The sequence below is a fragment of the Luteibacter sp. NPDC104163 genome, assembly GCF_055584245.1.
Map to the genome: position 1 here is coordinate 128,087 of NZ_JBVJMK010000008.1, position 21,236 is coordinate 149,322.

The following is a 21,236-nucleotide window of genomic DNA, read 5'->3' on the forward strand; positions in this document are numbered from 1 at the left end:
GTTCAGAGGCGACAGCCGACCACTCCGCTCAAACGAGGCAAAAAAAACCGCCCATGCCGCAGGGCATGGACGGTGGCCGACAGGGGGGATGACCATATGCCGGCCAGGCAAGTCTCAATGATCCTGGGTAGCCGTCTTACGAGCTGGTGTGCTTGACTGCGGCCGCCTCGCCAACGCGTGTCCAGAGCCACGCTCACCAGTTCCAGCGAAAGCCAACCTTGCCATCCCACGCGTGGAAGCCACGGCTGTCAAATCCCTTCTGATAACCGAGGTTGGCGTAGAACGACGTGTTCCGGTCCAACTCCCAGGTCACGCCGCCATTGAGCTGCCACCAGGATCCCTTGATGCTGCCTTCGAAAGGCACATAGCCGTCTTCCGACGAGAATGCCGTATGAGGCTGGCCCTTGAACTCCTTCCACAGGTTGAGGCGCAGCCAGCCGGTGAACAGTCGCGGGGAGCCATCGTGGCCGGGTTCGCCTTGCCACGTATTCGCCCAACGCAATCCGGCGCGACCAACCAGTGAGGTGATATCGCTGAAGCGGATGAGTGCGGCCGGGTCGCTCGCGCTGCCGCTGTTCGCGCGCTGGTAGATGGCCTGCAGTTGCGGCTCCCACACCTGGCTGTCGTCGTGGAAGGGGTAGCCCCCTTCCAATGACGCGGCCCAGCCGAAGGCATCGTGGTGCAGCTCGATCCCGTCGTTCGACTTGGCGCTGTACTTCGCCCAGGTACCCTGCCAGACCGCATCCACGTAGGCACCTTGTGCCCAATAGTGTGTCCAGTACAGGCCCAGCGAGGGCCCCTTGACGATGTCCTCGCCCGCGAGCGCCGTGTCGTAATTAGTGACATCGCTACGGATGCGGCCGGTTCCGAGATAGACGCCGGCGTGGTCGCGCTGGGCATTGTCGTGTTCCTCTGCATAGACATCCATGCCGGCCTGAATGCCCATCACGTTGTAGTCGTACTTCGGACTTCCGTCGTACACCCCGCGCGCGGCGCCACGGACGTCGCCGTCTTCGCCGATCACCCTCACCCAGAACGCATTCAGGTAACTGTCCTGCCGAAGATCCGGGCGGTTGCGCAACTGCTCCTGCTCGCCAACGCGCTCATGCAGGTTGCCCAGCATGGCCCAGCCGTAGCGCAACTGCATTGCCGGCAGCGCGGTGTAAAGCGAAACCTCCGGCCGATAAACGGGCGTCAACGGATTGGGACTGGATTCACCCTCGGGCACCAAGGGGCCTGGAACCGGAGGCGGCACCGGTGCGGGCGACGGCGCCGGTGGATCCGCAGGATCGGGGTCCGGTCCGGGCCTCGGTGGAGGGGCCGGCGGCGGCGGCGTGGGTGGAGCCGGCGGTGCGGGTGGCTCCGGCTCCGGTGCACAGCCAGGCGCCGCCAGATCGGCGCAGGAGACCGCACTGCGAAGGAACCAGTCCTGTTCCGTGCCCTCCGAGGCGCCGCCGCGTCGGAGCACGTACTCATAGGGCCCGGCGATGACGGGCCGGTTGAGGGCGAACGCGTCAGCGGCGGTCGCGCCACCGTTGGTCACCTGCACCACGAGGATGCCGTTTCCGCTGGTCTCGGCGCCCGGGCCGCCTGTATTGGCCACAACGATATGACCGGGACCGCTCGCTGTGCCGCCATCGATGATCAGCCGATCCGTCGGCGAGGCGTCATCGCCCAGGAACGTGTTGATCCCCAGGGTGCCGCGGCCAGCGTAGTCGTGCACGTAGAGCGATTTGTAGGCTCCTGCGTCCGGCACGGTAAAAGACGTCATGCCCTGGTTTGTGACCTGCCCGGACACGATGGAACTGGCCGGAATGGTCCAGGTGCTGCTGTCATCAATGCTGACGTTGGTGGCATAGAAGGCCTTGCCCAGCCAACTGGAGTGGCCCGTCAATGTCACGTTGGCCGTGCTGGCCGCATCGGCCTCGACCAGACCCTGGAGAGTGCTGCCGTCACCGGCCGAAACGTTGACCCGCGTCGGCGCGTTGCCTGCGGTGGAGTCCACCCCTTCGGCGTATAGCAACCAGTTCCCTCCGATCGCACTGGCGCCGTGGATGAATGCGATGTCGGAGGCGCCAACGCCCACCATCGCGTAGTCATCGCTGGCCAGGTGGCTGGCGTCAAACGTGACCGTATTAGTGAACAGCCCGCGCGATTGGTTGATCGACCAAAGGCCACCGGCACCGCCGCTGGCCCGGACGTCGGTGTTCGTAAACGCCATGGTCGTCGGCAAGACGGTGGTCTGGTTGTTCGTCGGGTTGGCATAGCTCCAGGCATACAGCGCGACTGCGCCGCCCGCGTTTTCAATCGTTGAATCGGTCACCACGGTCTGGCTATTGGCGTAGCCCATGACACTCACGGAGGATGCGCCCGTGGCCAGGACCGTGTTGTTGGCCAGGCGCGTGGTGCTGGCGAACGTACCGTGCTGTCCACTGTAGACGCCGTAGCTACCGGCGGCATCGGCGTTGACCGCCGTGCCGGTGCTGTGGAGATCTCCACCGAGGTTGAGCAGACCGGCGCGATACGACGGCGCACTCACCGAGCCAAAGATGCCGTTCACCAGGGACGGCGACGTCAGCAGCCAGGCTTGTCCGTTGCGCAGGGAATTGATGTCAATCCGGCTGGTTCCGCTGATCACCACCTGGGTGCCAGCCCGTGTCCATACGCCGATTGCCGCGCCCGGCCCACCCACCGTCAGGTCGGCCAGTTGCGCGCTGCCGCCATTGGCCACGACGACGCCCGTGCCGCCCACGGTGGGTGTGTTCGGGAAGCTCAGCGTGAGGCCCGTCAGCGGCGCGGCCATGGACGTGCTATCCACCGTCATGCCGACGGCGGAGGAGCCGGTAAGCGTGACCGTTTGAGGACGGGCAAGCGTTACGGTGCCGCCATTGTGCAGGTAGAGGCCGAGCCCGCCGAGGCCGTTGATTGTCAGGCCACTCCGACCACCGCTGGCAGTAAATGGCGCGAGCAGATTCACCGCGGAGCCCGCACCCGAAGCTCCGAGGCCGACCTGGTTGGTGGCCCCATTGGTAACCAGCGATGAGCCGATGCCTCCCACGCTAATGGTGCCACCGCTGTCGGCGACGAGGCCATTACCCCGCGCAGTAAGCCCAGCGTAGTACGGGTCGTTGAAGTTCGTGTTGGTGAGTGAGATCACCGCCCCGTCGCGCGCAACCGCACCATAGCCCCCACCCAGCGAGCTCACCAGACCACCGGTCAGGGCAATCGTGGTCCCCTGGCCGCTCGCGTAGACGCCCGCGCCCGCGTTTGTGGTCACGTTGAGGCCGGCGGGTGCCTGGACCGTGCCGCCGATGGCGTAGAGCGCATTTCCTTGGTCGCTATACAACGCGATAGCCCCTGGTCGGGGTCCGGCGCGCATGTCCAAAATGAGCGTGCCGCCGTTGACCGACGTTGCGTTCGCCGTCGATGACGTCATGCCGTTGCGCACGTCGACAGTGGTATTGCCGACGATCGTAGTTGTTGCCGTAGCCACAGAAACGGGAGTTGTCACCGTGCCAGGCCCGACCGTCTGTGCGATCGCCAACGAGGGCACAAACGCCCAACCTAAACCGGCATAACGCAGCCGGCCGTAAATAGTCAGTAGTGCCACTACGATGCTCCTTTCGGTCGTCAGCGCACTTGGTCATGGCCATGAACTAAAGCTGGGACCGGCAGCCTGAAGCCATCGCGTCTGGGCTTTGCAGGGAAATGTCCCTATCCAAGAAGCTCGCGCTCATCATCGCAGTACACGATGACGGCGCTACGGTAGCTATGCGCAATTGACGCTCAGCAAATCTACGTGAGACGCCGGTCAATGCCACCGCTTACTGGCGAGCGGTATTGCCACTCTCACTAGGACGACGAACGCACCTGGGTCGGCTCGGTCCAGAGCGAGGTAATCGCCTGATCGCCGTAGTCCGTGCGTCACATTTACGGGGTCTCTGCAGGATGCCCTTCAGTCCTTTGGCATCATAGCCTCGATGACGCGGTTGATGCTGAAGCTCGCCGCCCGGGCACGCGGCGGGAACTCCTTGAAGCTCGACAGCCACTCTGCGAGAAGCGGAGGTGCCAGGTATTGGAGAGGAATCTGCTGAACGAACCAATCGTTGTACTTGAAGCTCTCCTCTCCACGCTCAAAAGGATCGGCGCGCAGATCGAAAAACTTAGGTACCCGCATCGGCGATAGTGGCTCACGCCATGTGTCTATCCCGGTAGCCCGCTGCTCGGCGAAGACCACTTTGAATCGGTCGATTCGCATGGCCATGCACTCTCCATCGTCACTCCAGTAGATGAATCCGGGACGCGGCGATACATCCGTGTCCCCTGACAGGAAGGGCAGGAGGTTATATCCGTCCAGATGGACCTTGAATGGTTTTCCCGCCAGTTCGCAGCCGGCACGCAGTTTGGCGGGAAGGTCCGACTCGCCGTTGGCTCCGGCGAAGGTAGGAATGAGGTCCTGTAGAGAGGCGATGTCATTGATGACGCGGCCTGGGCTTATGACGCCCGGCCAGCGCATGACGCAAGGCACCCTCCAGCCACCCTCCCAGTTGGTATCCTTCTCACCACGAAACGGCGTCGTGCCGCCGTCGGGCCACGTGCACACTTCAGCCCCATTATCCGTCGTGAAGATTACTAGTGTGTTATCCGCCACACCTGCCTGGTCGAGCTGGTCCAACAGCTGCCCTACGTACCCATCCAGCTCCACCATGCCGTCCGGATAAATTCCAAGACCGGTCTTCCCTTCCGACTCGGGCTTGAGATGGGTGAAGACATGCATCCGTGTGGGGTTGAAATAACAGAACCATGGTTGAGAGGCGGCCGATTTTCGATCGATGAAGTCCAATGCAGACTCGAGAAACTCTTCGTCGATTGTTTCCATGCGATGCCGCGTTAGAGCGCCCGTGTTTTCGATCTCCTGCCGACCGACGCGTCCGAAATGCTCGTCGACTGTGGAGTCATCCACGTCCGAAGCCTTGCAGCGAAGTACGCCGCGAGGCCCGTACTTCTTGCGAAAGGCGGGATCCTTCGGATAATTCGGGTATTCGGGCTCTTCCTCCGCATTGAGGTGATACAGGTTGCCAAAGAATTCGTCGAAACCGTGGACGGTGGGCAGGTGCTCATTACGATCACCCAGGTGATTTTTTCCGAATTGGCCCGTTGCGTACCCGAAGTGCTTCAGGACCTCCGCCACACTTGGATCGAGCGCATTCAAGCCCAATGTGGCGCCTGGGGTGCCCACCTTCGTCAGACCCGTTCGAATCGGTGATTGGCCGGTAATGAACGCAGCGCGGCCAGCGGTACAGCTCTGCTGACCATAGAAATCAGTGAAGTTAGCCCCTTCGGTCGCGATGCGATCGATATTGGGCGTTCGATAACCCATGATGCCATGGTTATTGCAGCTAATATTGAACCAGCCAATATCGTCGGCCATGATCACGAGAATGTTCGGACGACGGTTGATTTCCATGGCTCACTCCCATAGCAGGGGACCTAGCGTCGCTCGTCCCCGCACTCTTTGCACCTGTAAAAGCCCCAGTAACCTTCGGGTATTTCTACTGTCCCCTCAGCTATCCAATCACGTGACTCGGTCTGGCATTGAAAACGGCGCTGTCGCACCCCGCCGTTAGCCGCTTGTAACGCACTTGATTGCGCGATACGGCGGGTGAAGGGCCTACCTGAGTCCGTCGCAGCTCGCGAGTACTTGGTGGCCGAACCCGCGTATGAAGTGGAGCGTGCCGCGGCCAGCGTAGTCGTGCACGTAGAGCGATTTGTAGGCCCCTGCGTCCGGCACGGTTAAGGCTGTCATGCCCTGGTTTGTGACCTGCCCGGACACGATAGAACTGGCCGGAATGGTCCAGGTGCTGCTGTCATCGATGCTGACGTTGGTGGCATAGAAGGCCTTGCCCAGCCAACTGGAGTGGTCCGTCAATGTCACGTTGGCCGTGCTGGCGGCGTCGGCCTCGACGAGGCCCTGGAGAGTGCTGCCGTCGACGGCCGAAACGTTGACCCGTGTCGGCGCGTTGCCAACCGTCGAGTCCACCCCTTCGGCGTATAGCAACCAGTTCCCTCCGATCGCACTGGCGCCGTGGATGAAAGCGATATCGGAGGCGCCAACACCCACCATCGCGTAGTCATCGCTGGCCAGGTGGCTAGCGTCGAACGTGACCGTATTGGTGAACAGCCCGCGCGATTGGTTGATCGACCAAAGGCCATCGGCACCGCCGCTAGCCCGGACCTCGGTGTTCGTAAACGCCATGGTCGTCGGGAAGACGGTGGTCTGGTTGTTCGCCGGGTTGGCATAGCTCCAGGCATACAGCGTGACCGCACCGCCCGTATTTTCAATCGTTGAATCGGTCACCACGGTCTGGCTGTTGGCGTAGCCCATGACACTCACGGAGGATGCGCCCGTGGCCAGGACCGTGTTGTTGGCCAGGCGCGCGGTGCTGGCGAACGTGCCGTGCTGTCCGCTGTAGACGCCATAGCTGCCGGCGGCATTGGCGTTGACCGCCGTGCCGGTGCTGTTGAGATCTCCGCCGAGATTGAGCAGACCGGCGCGATAGGACGGCGCATTCACCGAGCCAAAGATGCCGTGAACCAGGGAGGGCGACGTCAGCAGCCAGGCTTGTCCGTTGCGCAGTGAATTGATGTCGATCCGGCTGGTTCCGCTGATCACCACCTGGGTGCCAGCCCGTGTCCATACGCCGATTGCCGCGCCCGGCCCACCCACCGTCAGGTCGGCCAGTTGCGCGCTGCCGCCATTGGCCACGACGACGCCCGTGCCGCCCACGGTGGGTGTGTTCGGGAAGCTCAGCGTGAGGCCCGTCAGCGGCGCGGCCATGGACGTGCTATCCACCGTCATGCCGACGGCGGAGGAGCCGGTAAGCGTGACCGTTTGAGGACGGGCAAGCGTCACGTTGCCGCCGTTGTGCAAATACAGGCCTAAGCCGCCCGTTCCATTGAGCGTGAGTCCGCCTAGACCGCCAGTCGTCGTGAACGGGGCGAGCACGTTCACTGCCGACCCTGCACCTGAGGCGCCCAATCCCACCTGCGTCGTTGCTCCGGCGGTCACCAGCGAGGAAGTCCCACCCCCCACATTGATCGTGCCACCGCCATCGGCAACCAGGCCGTTGCCCTTGGCGGCGGCCCCCGAGTAATACGGATCGTTGAAGTTCGTGTTCGTGAGCGTCACTACCGCCCCGTCGCGTGCCACCGCGGCATAGCCGCCGCCCAACGAGGTCACCAGGCCGGCCGTCACGCTGATCGTGCTGCCCTGTCCCATGGCGTAAACGCCAGCGCCCCCGTTTGTCCTCACATTGAGGCCGGCCGGTGCCAGGATTGCGCCGCCGGTGGCATAAAGCACATTGCCCTGGTCGCTATACAGCTGGATAGCACCTGGTCGTGGACCAACTCGCATATCCAGTACCAACGTACCGCCTGTTGCCGTCGCCGCGTTCGTCGTCGACGTAGCTGCCCCATTACGAACGTCGACGGTGGTATTGCCCACCACAGTGGTCGTGCCCGTAGTGGTAGCGACCGGCGCCGTAAGCGTACCGGGCCCCACTGTTTGTGCGACGGCCAGCGACGGCGCGAAGAATGCCCAGCCTAATCCTGCAAAGCGTAGACGATTAACCGCTGCCGATAGCTTCATCACGACCCTCCTGCGGGGACCGCCGCAACTCCATCATCGACAGGAACGAACCGCCTTCAAGAGTAGTCACGCCCATCGGCGATTGCGTAAATCTACCCGTGGGCAAATTGGCCCAGCCGACGAGGCGACTGAGCTGGACCGCGTCACGGCGGCTTCGCGGCGCACTGTAAGTAGTTCTACGTCATTTCGATCAAGGGAATTTCGCTTATGCACTGCGAGCCGCGGGGCGATTCTTACGCCAATGCCGCTGACCTGCTTCAAGGAGAACGCCATGTCCCAGCGCAACGCTTCCCTGCCCAATATTCTGATCATCTGGGGTGACGACATCGGGCTCGCGAACCTGAGCTGCTATTCCGATGGGCTGATGGGCTATGAGACACCAAATATCGATCGGTTGGCTCATGAAGGCTTGCGTTTTTTGCATTATTACGGCGAGCAGTCGTGCACGGCAGGTCGCGCCGCGTTCCTCACTGGGCAGCATGGCATCCGTTCGGGCCTTACCAAGGTTGGCTTTCCAGGTGCGCCCATGGGCATGAGCCAGCTTGATCCCACGGTAGGGGGACTGTTAAAGCACTTGGGCTACACCACCGGTCAGTTTGGCAAGAACCATGTCGGTGACCGCAACGAGACACTGCCGACGGTGAATGGGTTTGATGAGTTCATGGGCAACCTCTACCACCTCAACGCCGAGGAAGAGCCCGAATTGCCGGACTACCCGAAGGACCCTGCCTACCGCAAGGCGTTCGGCCCGCGCGGTGTGCTCCGTTGCAAGGCGACCGATACCGAGGACGCCAGCGAGGATCCCCGTTTTGGCGTGGTTGGCCGGCAGACGATCGAGGACACCGGCCCGCTCACAAAGAAACGCATGGAGACCATCGACGACGAAACCGCCGAGGCGGCCATCGAATTCATGAAGCGATGCCAGGCGGAGGGCAAGCCGTTCTTCTGCTGGTACAACGCCACGCGCATGCACTTACGGACGCACGTGCGCGCCGAGCACCGGGGCAGGTACGCGCACGGCGATAGCGAATATATCGACGGCATGATCGAACACGATGGCACGGTCGGGTCGCTGCTTGATGCGCTCGACGAGCTGGGCATCGCCGACGACACCTTGGTCAGCTACAGCACAGATAACGGGCCACACATGAACACCTGGCCCGACGGTGCGATGACTTGGTTCCGCTCGGAGAAGAACACCAACTGGGAGGGGGCGTTCCGCGTGCCGTGTCTGGTCCGCTGGCCAGGGCGTATCGCGCCTGGCACCGTGACCAACGAACTTATGTCACACAACGACTGGATACCGACCCTGTGCGCCATAGCCGGGGAGCCCGACATCGTGGAGAAGCTCAAATCCGGTTACACGGCCAATGACATCACCTACACCGTGCACCTCGATGGTTTTGACCAGTCATCCTTCCTGACCTCGGTCAAGGGAAGCGCCACCAGCAATAACGGCGCGCGCAGCGCGCGTAACGAGTTCTTTTACACCGACGATGATGGCTTGCTCGTGGCGATGCGGCAGAATGAGTACAAGTTCGTCTTTGCCGAGCAGCGCGCGCAGGGTACCTTGGAGGTCTGGGCCGAGCCATTCACGGTGCTTCGCCTGCAGAAGATATTCCACCTTTTTCAGGACCCCTTCGAGCGCGCCGACATCACCTCCAATACGTACTGGGATTGGAATCTCAATCATGTGGGCGGCGCCTACGGGATGATGCAACGCGTGTTCGAGTTTGCCGCAACCTTCAAAAGCTTCCCGCCGCGGGCATTTCCACCGAGCTTCAACCCTGCCAACGTGCTCGAAGGCGAGCTGCACGGAATCAAGGCACTTCGTCAGATCCGGGCATACCGCGAACGACAGGTGCTATCTCCGGCGACTGCACCGGCTGGGCTGGGCGGGGAGCAGGATAGCGTCTCGGGCGCCGCAAACGACCCATGACCACGACGCTCAACCAATGAACGACGGTCCGGCCCGGCGAGCGATCATCGAATTCGTCAGTCGGGTATGCACTCCGGGGCGGGTCGACTATCGTCCCCCGTCCGACCGCGTGTCTGTCTTCGACAACGATGGCACGCTCTGGTGCGAGAAGCCGCTGCAAATCCAAGCTTACTTTCTGCTTCAGAAGTTCGCCGAGCAGGCGCCGGGCCGGCCCGAGCTCTGCAAGGACATGGATCCCAAAGTTCGCAGCTTCGTCGACCTCTGCTTGAGCGCGTTCCGCGGACCTGGCCCTGGCACTGGCCGCGGCGAATGTCCGACCTGAACCAGCGGCTTGTACGCTGGACGCCTGATCGGCCGCCAGCTCAACGCGGCATCATATTCGCATCCATGTGATACATGACCCACACCGAGCCGACGATCGTGATGACCACGATGATCGCGGTGAACAGGAAGGACAGCAGGGTCCAGCCATCCTCGCTCTTCGCATCCACGTGCAGGAAGCAGGTGACGTGGACGACGATCTGCACCAGGGCCGAGATGATGATGGCGGCGATGGTCGCGTTGGCGCTCGCGAGCACGCCGCCCATCACGAGCCAGAACGGTACGGCTGTCAGCAGGACGGAGAGCGCGGTGCCCATGACGAGGCTGCGCGCGCTGCCGTGGCCGTGCGCGGCGTGCGATGCAACGGAAGTGGTCACCGGATGACTCCCAGCAGGTAGACGAAGGTAAAGACGCCGATCCACACGATGTCTAGGAAGTGCCAGAACATCGACAGGCACATGATCCGGCGGCGGTTGTCGTCACCGAGCCCGCACTTGCCGATCTGCACCAGCAGGACGACGAGCCAGACCAGGCCGAAGGCGACGTGCGCGCCGTGCGTTCCGACCAGCGTGAAAAAGCTCGACAGGAAGGCACTGCGGTGCGGTCCGGCGCCTTCGGCGACCAGGCCGGCGAATTCATGCAGCTCGACACCAAGGAACGCGGCACCGAGCACGCCGGTGATCGCGAGCCAGAGCATGGTCCGGCCTGTGCGGCCCGCCGCCATGGCCAGCATGGCGATACCAAAGGTCACTGACGACGCCAGCAACAAACCGGTATTCACCGCCACCAGCGACAAGTCGAACAACTGCTTCGGCCCCGGGCCACCGGCGTAGTTCCGGCTGAGCACGCCGTACACGGCGAAGAGCGAGGCGAAGATGAGCGCATCGCTCATCAGATAGATCCAGAAGCCGATCATCGTGGCGTTGCCACTGTGTTCGTGCGTCTCCGCCGCGTGCCATACGCGCGGCCTAACTTGCGTCGTCACCGTGCCGCTCATGCCACGCCCCCTGCCAGTACGCGCGTCCGCTCACATTCCGTCAGCGTGACCTCGGATGCGGGAATGACCTGGTCGCGGTCGTAGTTGAAGGTGTGGACGATCGAGACGACGAGGATGCCGACGAAGCTCAGCGCAGCCAGCCACCAGATGTACCAGACCATGGCGAAGCCAAGTACCGTGCACAGGCCGGCGACGATCACGCCCACGCCAGTGCTGCGTGGCATGTGGATCGGCTGGAACCCTTCCGTCGGCCGCGTGTATCCCTGCTCCTTCATGTCCTGCCAGGCGTCCAGGTCGTACACCGTCGGCGTGAGCGCGAAGTTGTACGCGGGCGGCGGTGACGACGTGCTCCACTCGAGCGTGCGCCCATGCCACGGATCACCCGTCACGTCGCGAAGCGCCTTGCGCTTCACGATACCCATCACGATGCTCATCACGAAGCCGAGGATGCCGATGAGGATGATCACGGCGCCAATCGCTGCGACCACGAAGTAGGGACGCAGGCTGATGTCATCGAGGTGGTTGATACGCCGCGGCACGCCCATCAGGCCAACGATGTAGATAGGCGTCCACGCCACCCAGTAGCCCACGACCCAACCCCAGAACGCGACCTTGCCCCAGAACTCGTCGAGCTTGAAACCGAAGGCCTTCGGGAACCAGTAGACCATCCCGGCGAACAGGCCGAAGACGACGCCGCCGATGATGGTGTTGTGGAAGTGCGCGACAAGGAACAGCGAGTTGTGCAGGACGAAGTCCGCCGCTGGCACCGCAAGCAGCACGCCGGTCATGCCGCCGACCACGAAAGTCAGCATGAAGGCGACGACCCACATCATCGGCAGTTCGAAGCGGATCTCCCCGCGGAACATGGTGAACAGCCAGTTGAAGACCTTCGCCCCGGTGGGGATGGCGATCACCATGGTGGCGATGCCGAAGAACGAGTTCACCGACGCACCCGAGCCCATGGTGAAGAAGTGGTGCAGCCACACCAGGTACGAGAGCAGGGTGATCACCACCGTGGCGTACACCATCGAGGCGTAGCCGAACAGCCGTTTGCCGGTGAACGTGGAGGTGATCTCCGAGTAGATGCCGAACGCGGGCAGGACCAGGACGTAGACCTCGGGATGGCCCCAGATCCACACCATGTTCCAGTACATCATCGGGCTGCCGCCCAGGTCGTTGGTGAAGAAGTGCGTGCCCGCGTAGCGGTCGAGGATTAACAGGAAGAACGCCGCGGTGAGCGCGGGGAAGATCGCGATGGCGAGGATGTTGCTGCACAGCGCCGTCCAGGTGAACACCGGCATCTTCATCAACGTCATGCCCGGCGCGCGCATCTTGATGATGGTGGCGACCATGTTGATCGCCGACAGCGTTGTGCCTACACCTGCTATCTCCAACGACCACAGGTAGTAGTCCACGCCGGAATCCGGGCTGTACTGCAGTTCCGCCAAGGGTGCATACGAAAGCCAGCCGGTGCGCGCGAACTCACCGACGAATAGCGAGATCATCACCAGCACGGCGCCAGCCGCGGTCAGCCAGAAGCTGAGGTTGTTGAGGTACGGGAAGGCCACGTCGCGCGCGCCGATCTGCAGCGGCATGACGAAGTTGACGATACCCACGACCAGCGGGATCGCCACGAAGAAGATCATGATCGTGCCGTGGGCGGTAAAGATCTGGTCGTAGTGGTGCGAGGCCAGGTAACCCTGGTTCTCCCCAAACGCCATCGCCTGCTGGGCGCGCATCATCAATGCATCGGAGAACCCGCGCAGCAGCATGATGATGCCGAGCACGATGTACATGATGCCGATCTTCTTGTGGTCCACGCTGGTGAGCCACTCGCGCCACAGCCAGCCCCAGCGCTTCAGGTAGGTCAACGCACCCACGGCGGCAAGGCCAAGGACGGCCACCGCGATGAAGGTACCGACCAGGATGGGCTCGTGGAGCGGGAGGGCGTCGAGCGATAACCGCCCGAGCAGCCCGGTGGGAGAGCTTGCGAATAGCATGGTCTATCCAGAGATGAGCATGGGTTTAGTGGTCGGCCATCGTCATGCCGGCGTGGCTCGCGCCGTCTTTCGCGGCATCGATGCGCATGACGTCGTTCTTGCAGGGCGTGCCCGGGGCGACGCACTGGTTCACGGCGCGCGGGAAGATCTCCGCGGGCACGCTGCCGAAATGCATGACGGGGACCTTCTCGCTCGGCTGGTCGAGCGCGACATAGCGTTCGGCGGACAGGGCTTCCGGTGATGCCTTCACCTGCGCTACCCAGCGTTCGAAGCCCGCCTGGTCCATGCCATGCAGCTGGAAGCGCATGTCGGTGTAACCGGCGCCGGTGTAGTTGCCCGAGTAGCCCCAGGTGTCACCGGGTTCGTTGAGCACGGCGTGCAGCATCGATTGCATGCCCGGCATCGCGTAGACCATGCCGGCCAGCGTCGGCGCGTAGAACGTATTCATCTGGCTGGTGGAGGTGATCTTGAAAGTGACCGGCACATCCACCGGCAGCGCCAGCTCGTTCACCGTGGCGATGCCTTGCTCCGGATAGATGAACAGCCACTTCCAGTCCATCGCGACCACGTCGATCTCGAGCGGCCTTGTGCCGGCCGGGATGGGCCTGTCTTTGGAAATGCGTTCGAGCGGGCGGAATGGGTCGAGCGTGTGGGTGGTCACCCAGGTGATGGCACCGAGCACGCCGATGATGAGCAGCGGGATGCTCCACACGACGAGTTCGATGCGCGTGGAGTGGGTGAACGAGGGGTCGTAGGCCTGCGGGTTCCTTCCCTTGCGGTAACGCAGGGCGAACACCACGGTCATGGCCATCACCGGCACGATGACGAGCAACATCAGGCCGGTGGCGACAAGGATGAGATCACGCTGCTGGCGTGCGATGTCCCCTGCGGGGTTCATCACCACCATGTCGCAGCCGCTGAGTAGGAAGGCGACGGCCGCCGCAGCGAGGCGTCTTGCCCATTTTGTGGTGAAGGTTTGACCAGTCATGGGCGCAAAGGCTAGGCCCGGGGGCCGTGCACGGTTTTGCGCCTGCGCAGTTTTTGCGGCGTACTCGCCGGGTGCGGCCATTTGCCCCGCCTGGCAGGCCCATCACGCTGGGTAGCGCATGGGTTTCCTAGCCTGGGGGCCGCTAGCTGGGCTATACAAGCCGGGGTCGAGCCATTGCCATGCACGGGAGACACGGGTGATACCGCACTTCACAGACCACGCCGCCAATGAGCGCACCTACCTCGCCTGGGTGCGCACGGCCATCGCCATCATGGCCTTCGGCTTCCTGCTGGAACGCTTCAACCTGTTCCTTTCGTTCGCCCTGCTCTCGGCGCCGCTAAGCCACCCCGGGGTGCATCTGAACACGCGCGCCACGGAGCTGCTCGGGCTCGGCCTGATCCTGCTTGGCGCGTGGCTCACGCTGCTCTGCACGCTGCGTTACCACCGCAACCGCAAGCAGATCGATGATGTGGATAGCCATGGTTACACCGGCACGGGGCCGCAACGTGCGCTGTCGTGGCTGGTGGTGCTGATGGGTATTTTCCTCGCGGGGTATGTGGCGCGGCAGGTGGTTGCGCTGGCCGGTTGATCTTCTGTGGGAGCGCGCTTGCGCGCGATGGGGCTTGCCGCTAGTCCCATCGCGCGCAAGCGCGCTCCCACAACGGCGGTTGATTACTGCAGCAGGCGGTTGATCTCTTCAACGTCCTTCAACTCCGCCGAGCCCACCGAGCGCTTCAGCAGCAGCTTGTTGAGGATGAACTGGTGGCGGAGTGAGGTGTACTGGGTGCGGATCTCGGCGAGGATCTGGATCGCCACCACCACGTTGGTCAGGCTCTGGGTGCCGATGTCGTAGCCGGCCTTGAGCGAGGCCAATGACTTCTTCGCCGATTCCACGGCGGTGCGTGCGTCATTCACCTGGCCGATGCCGGCGACCACGAGGTTGTAGTAGTTGTACGCGTCACGTGCAGCCTGGCGGCGCGAGCCTTCCAGGTCGCTCTGGTCTTCATCGCGCTGGTGGATGGCCTGGCGTACCTGGGACTGGGTCAGGCCACCGCTGAACAGCGGCACGGCGAGCACGACGCCGATGGTGGTGCTGCCCGGGCCATAACCCGCTCCACCACGATTCACGTTCGACCACGAGCCGAGCTTGTCGTAGCCCATGGCGAAGTTGATGGTCGGCAGGTGGCCGCTACGTGCGGCGGTGATCGAATGCTCGTCGGCTTTCACGAGATGCGTTGCGGCAACGACCGAGGGATTCTGTTCCATTGCCTGTGTGACCCACGCGTTCGCGTCATCCGGTGACGGCTTGTCCATGGGCAGGTCATCGCGCAGCGTCTTCAGCGTACCCGGCTCCTTGCCGGTGAGCTGCTGCAGGGCGCGGCGCGCATCCTTCAACGCGTTCTCCGCATCCACGCGCTGCGAGCGAGTGAAGAGGTAATACGCCTGCGACTGGGTCAGATCCGCCTCGGGCGCGAGGCCCTTGTCGAACAGGACCTTCGCCTGCTCGTACTGCTGCTCGTATGCGTCTTCGAACGAATGGAGCACTTCCACCTGATCCTGCGCCACCAGCACGTTGAAGTAGGCCTGGGTGGAGCGGACGTAGAGGTCTTGGATCTCGCCTTCGTACGTCGCGTTCTGCGCCTCGGCGGTCTGCTTCGCCTGGCGCTCTCGCGCGAACTTCGACAGGTCGACGACCGTCTGGTCGAGGTTGATGGTGAGGTCGCGCTGGCGGCTGTGCCCGTCGCCGCCGTTGACCGGCGTGCCATCGCTGTTGGTGTTGTTCGAATAGGCGGGGTGGAACTGGTTGAGGCTCAGGCCCGCGGAAAGCTGCGGCAGCAGCGCAGCACGTGCCTGCGGCACGCCCTCGGCGACGACCAGGCGGCGCGCGTCCGCGCTGGCCAGTACCGGGTCGTTGGCCACCGCTTCGCGGTAGATGTCCATCAGGTCCTCGGCCCCGGCCGCGGTGGGCAGGTAACCGGTGGCGGCCAGCAGACCGGCCAGGCAGGCCGAGAGGGTATTCTTACGCATGGAGGGTTTCCCTGAACGCACGGAGGCTAACCGGCGTTGAGCAACTCCCATGCCACGGGGCATCTCACCCGCTATCCCTATGTTTCTGCATCGTTTGTCGGCGCGTCGAGCAACGCGCCCGCGTGTCCGCGGACAACGCCGCGCGGACAGTGGCGGTCACTCGTCCGGGCTGGCCGGCAACGCCGAGCGGACGCTCAGCTCGTACCAGTGTTCCTTGCCCTTCGCGTCGTGGTACTTGCGCAGGACCGGCGCCAGGTCGTTCTCCTCGCACCACGTGGCGAACACCTTCCAGGCCGCGTTGTACGGGTGCGTGGGATTGCGGATGTCGTAGTCCGGGGTCCAGCGGAAGGTCTGCAGGATCAGCGCCACCGTGTTGTGCTTGCCCGCGCCGAGCTGCACGGGGCGGATTTCCGCACCGGCCAGGATCCGGCTGGTGAACTCGGTTTTCGCCGCATCGAAGAACTCCTGCACCTGGCGCAGGTCGCGTTCGCCGCACGGGCCGTTGCTACTGGCGCTGCGCTCGAGATCCTTCAGGCAATCGGCCTTGACGCAGTTTTCGGTGATGCGAAGCATCGCACCCAGGGTGGAAGCCGGCATGGTCGGGCCCTCGATCAGTGTGGAGGCGGGTTGGTGTTGTCCATGGCCAGGGGCGTCGCCGCACCGGCCGCAGGTTCCTGCGCCCAGCCACCACCCAGCGCCCGGATCAGGTCCACCGTGGCGCCCGCTTGCTCGCCACGCAGGCGTACCTCGTTGAGCCTGGCGGAGAGCACCACACGCTCCGCGTCGAGGATGTTGAGGTAGGCCACCGATCCGTCCTCATATTGCGCTTTCGACAGGCCGAAGGCACGCGTCGATGCGCTCACCGCCACGCCCTGCACGGCCGTCTGTTCGCGCAGGATACGGAGGGTGGAAAGGCTGTCCTCGACCTCGCGGAAACCGACGAGCACCTGGCCACGGTACTGCGCCACGCTCTCCTCGTAGCGCGCCCGCGCCTGTTCGAGGTTGCCCTTGCGGATCCCGCCATCGAACAGCGGGAGGCTGGCCACGGTGCCGACGAGCGGACCGAGCAGGAACGTGCGGCTGGACCACTTGAAGACGTCGCCCAGGCTCTTCGCTTCATACCCGCCCGTACCGGTCAGGATGATCGACGGGAAGTACGCCGCCTTCGCGACGCCCACGCGGGCGTTGGTGGCGGCCATCGCGCGTTCGGCCGCGGCGATATCGGGCCGGCGTTCCAGCAGGGTGGAGGGCAGGCCGGCAGGGATGTTCAGTTCGACCGGCGACAGGGGCGCCGCCGCGAAGGTGAAATCCGCCGGCGCCTTGCCGAGCAAGACGGCAAGCGCATGCTCTGAGGCGGCGCGCGCACGGCGGGCCGACATGGCGTCGGAGCGCGCGGAGGCCAGCTCGGCTTCCGCCTGCGCCTTGTCGAGGTCGGTGACTTCGCCGGCTTCCAGGCGGTTGGACACGAAGGTGAGCGTCTCCTGGCGCAGCACGATCGCACGGTCGTAGACGACGAGTTCGGCATCGAGTTCGCGTAGCCGGAAGTACGTCTGCGCCACGTCGGCCTGCAGCATGAGCTGCACCGACCGATACAGCGCCTGCGCCTCCTGGCTATCCGCCTTCGCGGCAGCCACGTTCGAGGCGACGCGGCCGAAGAGGTCAAGCTCATAGGAGATATTGGCCTGCGCCCGCCAGACGGTCTGCGCATCCGGGCGCACGCCGGTATCCGGCACGCCCAGTGACTGCGGCGCATTCTGCTGCCGGGTCGGGCCGAAGCCCGCGGTGATATCCGGGAAGCGCTCGGCACCCGTCGCACGCTCGGCACCGCGCGCTTGCTGCACGCGGGCGGCGGCGGCGGCCAGGCTCGGGTTCGACGCCATTGCCTGCTCTTCCAGGTCATCCAGCTGCGGCTCGCCGAACACCTTCCACCATGCGCCGCGCGCGGCGTCCTCGGCAGGCAACGCCGGTTGCCAGGTGCCCTGTGCCTCGGCGCCCAGGGACTCCTTGTACGACGCTGGCGGCTTGACATCCGGCGCCTGGTACTTCGGCGCCAGCGAACAGGCCGACAGCCCGCAGGCCATGGCCGTGGTGAGGATCCGTGCCGTGGTGCGCATCAGCCTGCCCTCTCCGGAATGGCGTCCTCGATGCCGATGACCCTGCCGTTGCGGCCGTGCTTGTCCTCCAGCCGATGCGCGCCGGCCAGCAGGCGCATGAGCACGTAGAACACGGGCGTCAGCAGCAGTCCGAAAAGGGTGACGCCAAGCATGCCGAAGAACACCGCGACACCCATGGCATGCCGCGTCTCCGCGCCCGCGCCGTGCGAGAGCACGAGCGGTACGACACCCATGATGAAGGCGATCGAGGTCATCAGGATCGGGCGCAGACGCAGGCGGCTAGCCTCGATCGCCGCATCGACGATGCTGCGGCCCTGTATTTCCAGTTCACGCGCGAACTCCACGATCAGGATCGCGTTCTTCGAGGCAAGGCCGACCAGCACCATCAGGCCCACCTGGGTAAAGATGTTGTTGTCGCCGTTATCCAGCCACACACCAGTCAGCGCGCAGAGCAGGCTCATCGGCACGATAAGGATCACCGCGAGCGGCAGCGTCAGGCTCTCGTACAGCGCCGCCAGCGTGAGGAATACCAGCAGGATGCTCACCGGGAAGACGATCACCGCCGTGTTGCCGGCGATGATCTGCTGGTACGTGAGGTCGGTCCACTCAAGCTTGAAGCCACGCGGCAGGGTCTCCGCGGCGACGCGTTCCACCGCGGCCTGAGCTTCGCCAGAGGAATAGCCCGGCGCCGGGCCACCGTTGATGTCCGCCGCGAGGTAGCCGTTGTAGCGCACGACAGACTCAGGGCCGAAGGTGGTGGAGACCTTCACCAGCGATGAGAGCGGGATCATCTCGCCCGCGGTGTTGCGCGTCTTCAGCTGCCCGATATCCTCGGGATGCGCGCGGAACGGCGCGTCAGCCTGCACGCGCACCTGGTACACGCGGCCAAAGCGGTTGAAGTCGTTGACGTACTGCGAGCCGAGGAACACCTGCATGGTGTTGAACACATCGGTCACCGCGACGCCGAGCTGCTTGGCGTTGTCGCGGTCGAGGTCGACCTTCAGCTGCGGCACGTCGATCTGGTAGTTACTGAAGGCAGGCCCGAGTTCCGGGGTCTTCGCGGCTTTCGCGAGGAAGGCCTTGGTCACCTCGTTCAACGCCGTGTAACCCTGCGCGCCGCGATCCTCGATCTGGAACTTGAAGCCACCCAGCGTACCCAGGCCGAGCACGGGCGGTGGCGGGAATACGGCGATGAAGGCGCCCTTGATCGCGGCGTACTTCTTGTTCAGTGCCATCGCGATGGCACCGGCAGACTCATCCGCGCCGTGGCGGTCCGCCGCGGGCGTGAGCTTGAGGAAGGTGATGGCCGCGCTCGATGAATTCACGAAGCCGTTGATCGAGAGACCAGGGTGTTGCACGGCGTGCTCGACACCAGGCTGTGCCAGGCCGATGCGTCCCATCTCTCGGGTGATGGCGTCCGCGCGATCCAGCGAGGCACCGTTGGGCAGCTGCGCGATCGCGACAACGTATTCCTTGTCCTGCGCGGGCACGAATCCGCCCGGTACGACGTGACCCATGAAGGCCGCTGCGCCGAGCAGGACCAGGTAGATGACCACCATGACGCCCTTGTGCCGGATCACTCCGGCGACGCCACGGCCGTAATGATCCGAGCCGCGCTGGAACACACGATTGAAGGCGCCGAAGAAACAGCCAAGCACCCGGTCCATCCCGCGCGACAGCCAATCCTTCGGCTCATCCCTGCCCTTCAGCAGCAGCGCGGCCATGGCCGGCGAGAAGGTCAGTGAATTGAAGGCCGAGATGACCGTGGAGATCGCGATGGTCATCGCGAACTGCTTGTAGAACTGACCCGTGAGGCCGGACATGAAGGCCAGCGGGACGAACACCGCGACCAGGGTCAGGGCGATGGCGATGATGGGGCCGCTGACCTCCTGCATCGCCTGGTAGGTCGCGTCGCGCGCCGATAGCCCCGACTCGATGTTTCGCTCGACGTTCTCGACCACCACGATCGCATCGTCCACGACAATGCCGATGGCGAGCACCATGCCGAACAACGACAGCACGTTGATGGAATAGCCAAGAAGCAGCAGTAGCGAGAAGGTGCCGACGATCGAAACCGGCACGGCGAGCAGGGGAATCAGCGATGCTCGCCAGGTCTGCAGGAACAGGATGACCACGAGGACGACGAGGATCACGGCCTCGATCAGCGTGTGGATGACCGCCTCGATGCTCGCCCGTACGAACGTCGTCGGGTCGTAAACGATGCTGTATTCGATGCCCGGAGGCATATCCAGCTTCAGGTCCTTCATCGCCTCGCGCACGTCGTGCGAGACCTGCAACGAGTTCGCGCCTGGCAACTGGAAGATCCACAGCGCGGCCGCCTCCTTGTTATCGAGCAATGCGCGCGACCCAAACTCGGCCGCGCCCAGTTCGACGCGGGCCACATCACGCAGGTGGATCAGCGCCCTGCCCTCGGCTTTCAGCACGATGTCGCGGAATTCGTCTTCGGTCTGCAGGCGGCCCTTCGCATTGATGCTGAGCTGCAGGGGCACCGGGCCGTCCATCGGCGACCCGCCGATCAGACCCGCGGCGACCTGCACGTTCTGCTCGCGGATCGCCGCGACCACGTCGCTCGCGGTGAGATTGCGCTCCGCCAGCTTCTGCGGATCGAGCCAGACGCGCATCGCGTAATCGCCCGCGCCCTTGATCACCACCTGGCCGATGCCGTTGATTCGCTCAAGGCGCTCCTTGATGTTGATAAGGGCATAGTTACGCAGGTAGGTCTGGTCGTAGCGGCCATCTGGCGCGATGAGATGGACGGCCATCGTCAGGGTCGGGGATGACTTGATCGTCGTCACGCCGAGCAACTGCACATCGGGCGGCAGGCGCGGCAGCGCCTGCGCCACGCGGTTCTGCACCAGCTGCTGGGCCTTGTCAGGATCGGTGCCGAGGCGGAAGGTGACGGTGAGGGCCATGTTGCCGTCCGCGCTCGCCTGGGACTGCATGTAGAGCATGCCTTCCACGCCGTTGATCTGCTCCTCCAGCGGCGCGGCGACGGTGTCGGCCAGCACCTTGGGATTCGCGCCCGGATAGGAAGCGTTGACGACCACGGACGGCGGCACGACCTCGGGATACTCCGAGATCGGCAGCGCGAAGAGGGCGATGACGCCGGCAAGCAGGATCAGCGTGGAGAGGACCCACGCGAAGATCGGCCGGTCGATGAAGAAGCGGGAGATATTCATG

14 protein-coding genes are annotated in these 21,236 nt (G+C 63.9%); 3 read left to right on the forward strand and 11 right to left on the reverse strand.

Annotated features, from left to right (window positions below; genetic code table 11):
• Positions 1 to 193: 193 nt before the first annotated feature.
• The 3 genes from ACZ6YI_RS12105 to ACZ6YI_RS12115 all read right to left on the reverse strand — a co-directional run bounded on the left by ACZ6YI_RS12105 (position 194) and on the right by ACZ6YI_RS12115 (position 7,414).
• Positions 194 to 3,610, reverse strand: a complete 3,417-nt coding sequence (locus ACZ6YI_RS12105; RefSeq protein ID WP_465778880.1) for an autotransporter family protein — start codon at positions 3,608 to 3,610, stop codon at positions 194 to 196.
• Between the two features lie 345 nt (positions 3,611 to 3,955).
• The gene (locus tag ACZ6YI_RS12110) at positions 3,956 to 5,467 is read right to left on the reverse strand and encodes an arylsulfatase (protein WP_465778881.1); all 1,512 of its coding nucleotides are present in this window, start codon (positions 5,465 to 5,467) and stop codon (positions 3,956 to 3,958) included.
• 204 nt (positions 5,468 to 5,671) lie between these two features.
• Entirely contained in the window at positions 5,672 to 7,414 is a 1,743-nt protein-coding gene (locus ACZ6YI_RS12115) for a hypothetical protein (protein WP_465778882.1), read from the reverse strand.
• 505 nt (positions 7,415 to 7,919) lie between these two features.
• On the opposite strand from ACZ6YI_RS12115, the gene ACZ6YI_RS12120 reads away from it, so the two are divergent.
• The gene (locus ACZ6YI_RS12120; RefSeq protein ID WP_465778883.1) at positions 7,920 to 9,587 is read left to right on the forward strand and encodes an arylsulfatase; all 1,668 of its coding nucleotides are present in this window, start codon (positions 7,920 to 7,922) and stop codon (positions 9,585 to 9,587) included.
• Positions 9,588 to 9,603: 16 nt separating this feature from the next.
• Positions 9,604 to 9,909 carry a hypothetical protein gene (locus ACZ6YI_RS12125; RefSeq protein ID WP_465778884.1) on the forward strand — a complete coding sequence of 102 codons (306 nt, stop codon included), beginning with the start codon at positions 9,604 to 9,606 and terminating at the stop codon, positions 9,907 to 9,909.
• A gap of 40 nt (positions 9,910 to 9,949) precedes the next feature.
• Here the strand turns inward: ACZ6YI_RS12125 and cyoD are convergent, their stop codons facing one another.
• The 4 genes from cyoD to cyoA are packed head-to-tail and all read right to left on the reverse strand — an operon-like array spanning position 9,950 to position 13,893.
• Complete coding sequence (cyoD, locus tag ACZ6YI_RS12130) at positions 9,950 to 10,285, reverse strand: cytochrome o ubiquinol oxidase subunit IV (RefSeq protein ID WP_440329493.1); 336 nt, start codon at positions 10,283 to 10,285, stop codon at positions 9,950 to 9,952.
• Positions 10,282 to 10,905 (reverse strand): cytochrome o ubiquinol oxidase subunit III, encoded by a 624-nt coding sequence (cyoC, locus tag ACZ6YI_RS12135; protein WP_465778885.1) that lies wholly within the window; start codon positions 10,903 to 10,905, stop codon positions 10,282 to 10,284. The genes cyoD and cyoC overlap by 4 nt, the downstream gene beginning before the upstream one ends.
• A complete protein-coding gene (cyoB, locus tag ACZ6YI_RS12140; protein ID WP_465778886.1) occupies positions 10,902 to 12,905 on the reverse strand; it encodes a cytochrome o ubiquinol oxidase subunit I in 2,004 nt (667 codons plus the stop codon). Before cyoB ends, cyoC begins: the two co-directional genes overlap by 4 nt.
• A 25-nt stretch (positions 12,906 to 12,930) precedes the next feature.
• A complete protein-coding gene (gene cyoA, locus ACZ6YI_RS12145; protein ID WP_465778887.1) occupies positions 12,931 to 13,893 on the reverse strand; it encodes a ubiquinol oxidase subunit II in 963 nt (320 codons plus the stop codon).
• A gap of 196 nt (positions 13,894 to 14,089) precedes the next feature.
• Between cyoA and ACZ6YI_RS12150 the strand changes: the two genes are divergently transcribed.
• A complete protein-coding gene (locus tag ACZ6YI_RS12150; protein WP_465778888.1) occupies positions 14,090 to 14,482 on the forward strand; it encodes a YidH family protein in 393 nt (130 codons plus the stop codon).
• Between the two features lie 83 nt (positions 14,483 to 14,565).
• Here the strand turns inward: ACZ6YI_RS12150 and ACZ6YI_RS12155 are convergent, their stop codons facing one another.
• The 4 genes from ACZ6YI_RS12155 to ACZ6YI_RS12170 all read right to left on the reverse strand — a co-directional run bounded on the left by ACZ6YI_RS12155 (position 14,566) and on the right by ACZ6YI_RS12170 (position 21,235).
• The gene (locus ACZ6YI_RS12155) at positions 14,566 to 15,921 is read right to left on the reverse strand and encodes a TolC family outer membrane protein (protein ID WP_465778889.1); all 1,356 of its coding nucleotides are present in this window, start codon (positions 15,919 to 15,921) and stop codon (positions 14,566 to 14,568) included.
• Between the two features lie 156 nt (positions 15,922 to 16,077).
• Positions 16,078 to 16,518, reverse strand: a complete 441-nt coding sequence (locus ACZ6YI_RS12160; RefSeq protein ID WP_465778890.1) for a hypothetical protein — start codon at positions 16,516 to 16,518, stop codon at positions 16,078 to 16,080.
• Between the two features lie 14 nt (positions 16,519 to 16,532).
• Positions 16,533 to 18,035, reverse strand: coding sequence for an efflux transporter outer membrane subunit (locus tag ACZ6YI_RS12165; protein ID WP_465778891.1), 1,503 nt, complete (start codon positions 18,033 to 18,035; stop codon positions 16,533 to 16,535).
• The gene (locus tag ACZ6YI_RS12170) at positions 18,035 to 21,235 is read right to left on the reverse strand and encodes an efflux RND transporter permease subunit (protein ID WP_465778892.1); all 3,201 of its coding nucleotides are present in this window, start codon (positions 21,233 to 21,235) and stop codon (positions 18,035 to 18,037) included. The genes ACZ6YI_RS12165 and ACZ6YI_RS12170 overlap by 1 nt, the downstream gene beginning before the upstream one ends.
• Between the last annotated feature and the right edge of the window lies 1 nt (position 21,236).

What these genes read in the sequence shown, in the direction of transcription:
- ACZ6YI_RS12165 (WP_465778891.1), bottom strand. Translation starts at nt 18,035, where the DNA reads ATGCGCACCACGGCACGGATCCTCACCACGGCCATGGCCTGCGGGCTG.
- ACZ6YI_RS12115 (WP_465778882.1), bottom strand. Translation starts at nt 7,414, where the DNA reads ATGCGAGTTGGTCCACGACCAGGTGCTATCCAGCTGTATAGCGACCAG.
- cyoC (WP_465778885.1), bottom strand. Translation starts at nt 10,905, where the DNA reads ATGAGCGGCACGGTGACGACGCAAGTTAGGCCGCGCGTATGGCACGCG.
- ACZ6YI_RS12160 (WP_465778890.1), bottom strand. Translation starts at nt 16,518, where the DNA reads ATGCCGGCTTCCACCCTGGGTGCGATGCTTCGCATCACCGAAAACTGC.
- cyoB (WP_465778886.1), bottom strand. Translation starts at nt 12,905, where the DNA reads ATGCTATTCGCAAGCTCTCCCACCGGGCTGCTCGGGCGGTTATCGCTC.
- ACZ6YI_RS12170 (WP_465778892.1), bottom strand. Translation starts at nt 21,235, where the DNA reads ATGAATATCTCCCGCTTCTTCATCGACCGGCCGATCTTCGCGTGGGTC.
- ACZ6YI_RS12125 (WP_465778884.1), top strand. Translation starts at nt 9,604, where the DNA reads ATGAACGACGGTCCGGCCCGGCGAGCGATCATCGAATTCGTCAGTCGG.
- ACZ6YI_RS12155 (WP_465778889.1), bottom strand. Translation starts at nt 15,921, where the DNA reads ATGCGTAAGAATACCCTCTCGGCCTGCCTGGCCGGTCTGCTGGCCGCC.
- ACZ6YI_RS12110 (WP_465778881.1), bottom strand. Translation starts at nt 5,467, where the DNA reads ATGGAAATCAACCGTCGTCCGAACATTCTCGTGATCATGGCCGACGAT.
- cyoA (WP_465778887.1), bottom strand. Translation starts at nt 13,893, where the DNA reads ATGACTGGTCAAACCTTCACCACAAAATGGGCAAGACGCCTCGCTGCG.
- ACZ6YI_RS12120 (WP_465778883.1), top strand. Translation starts at nt 7,920, where the DNA reads ATGTCCCAGCGCAACGCTTCCCTGCCCAATATTCTGATCATCTGGGGT.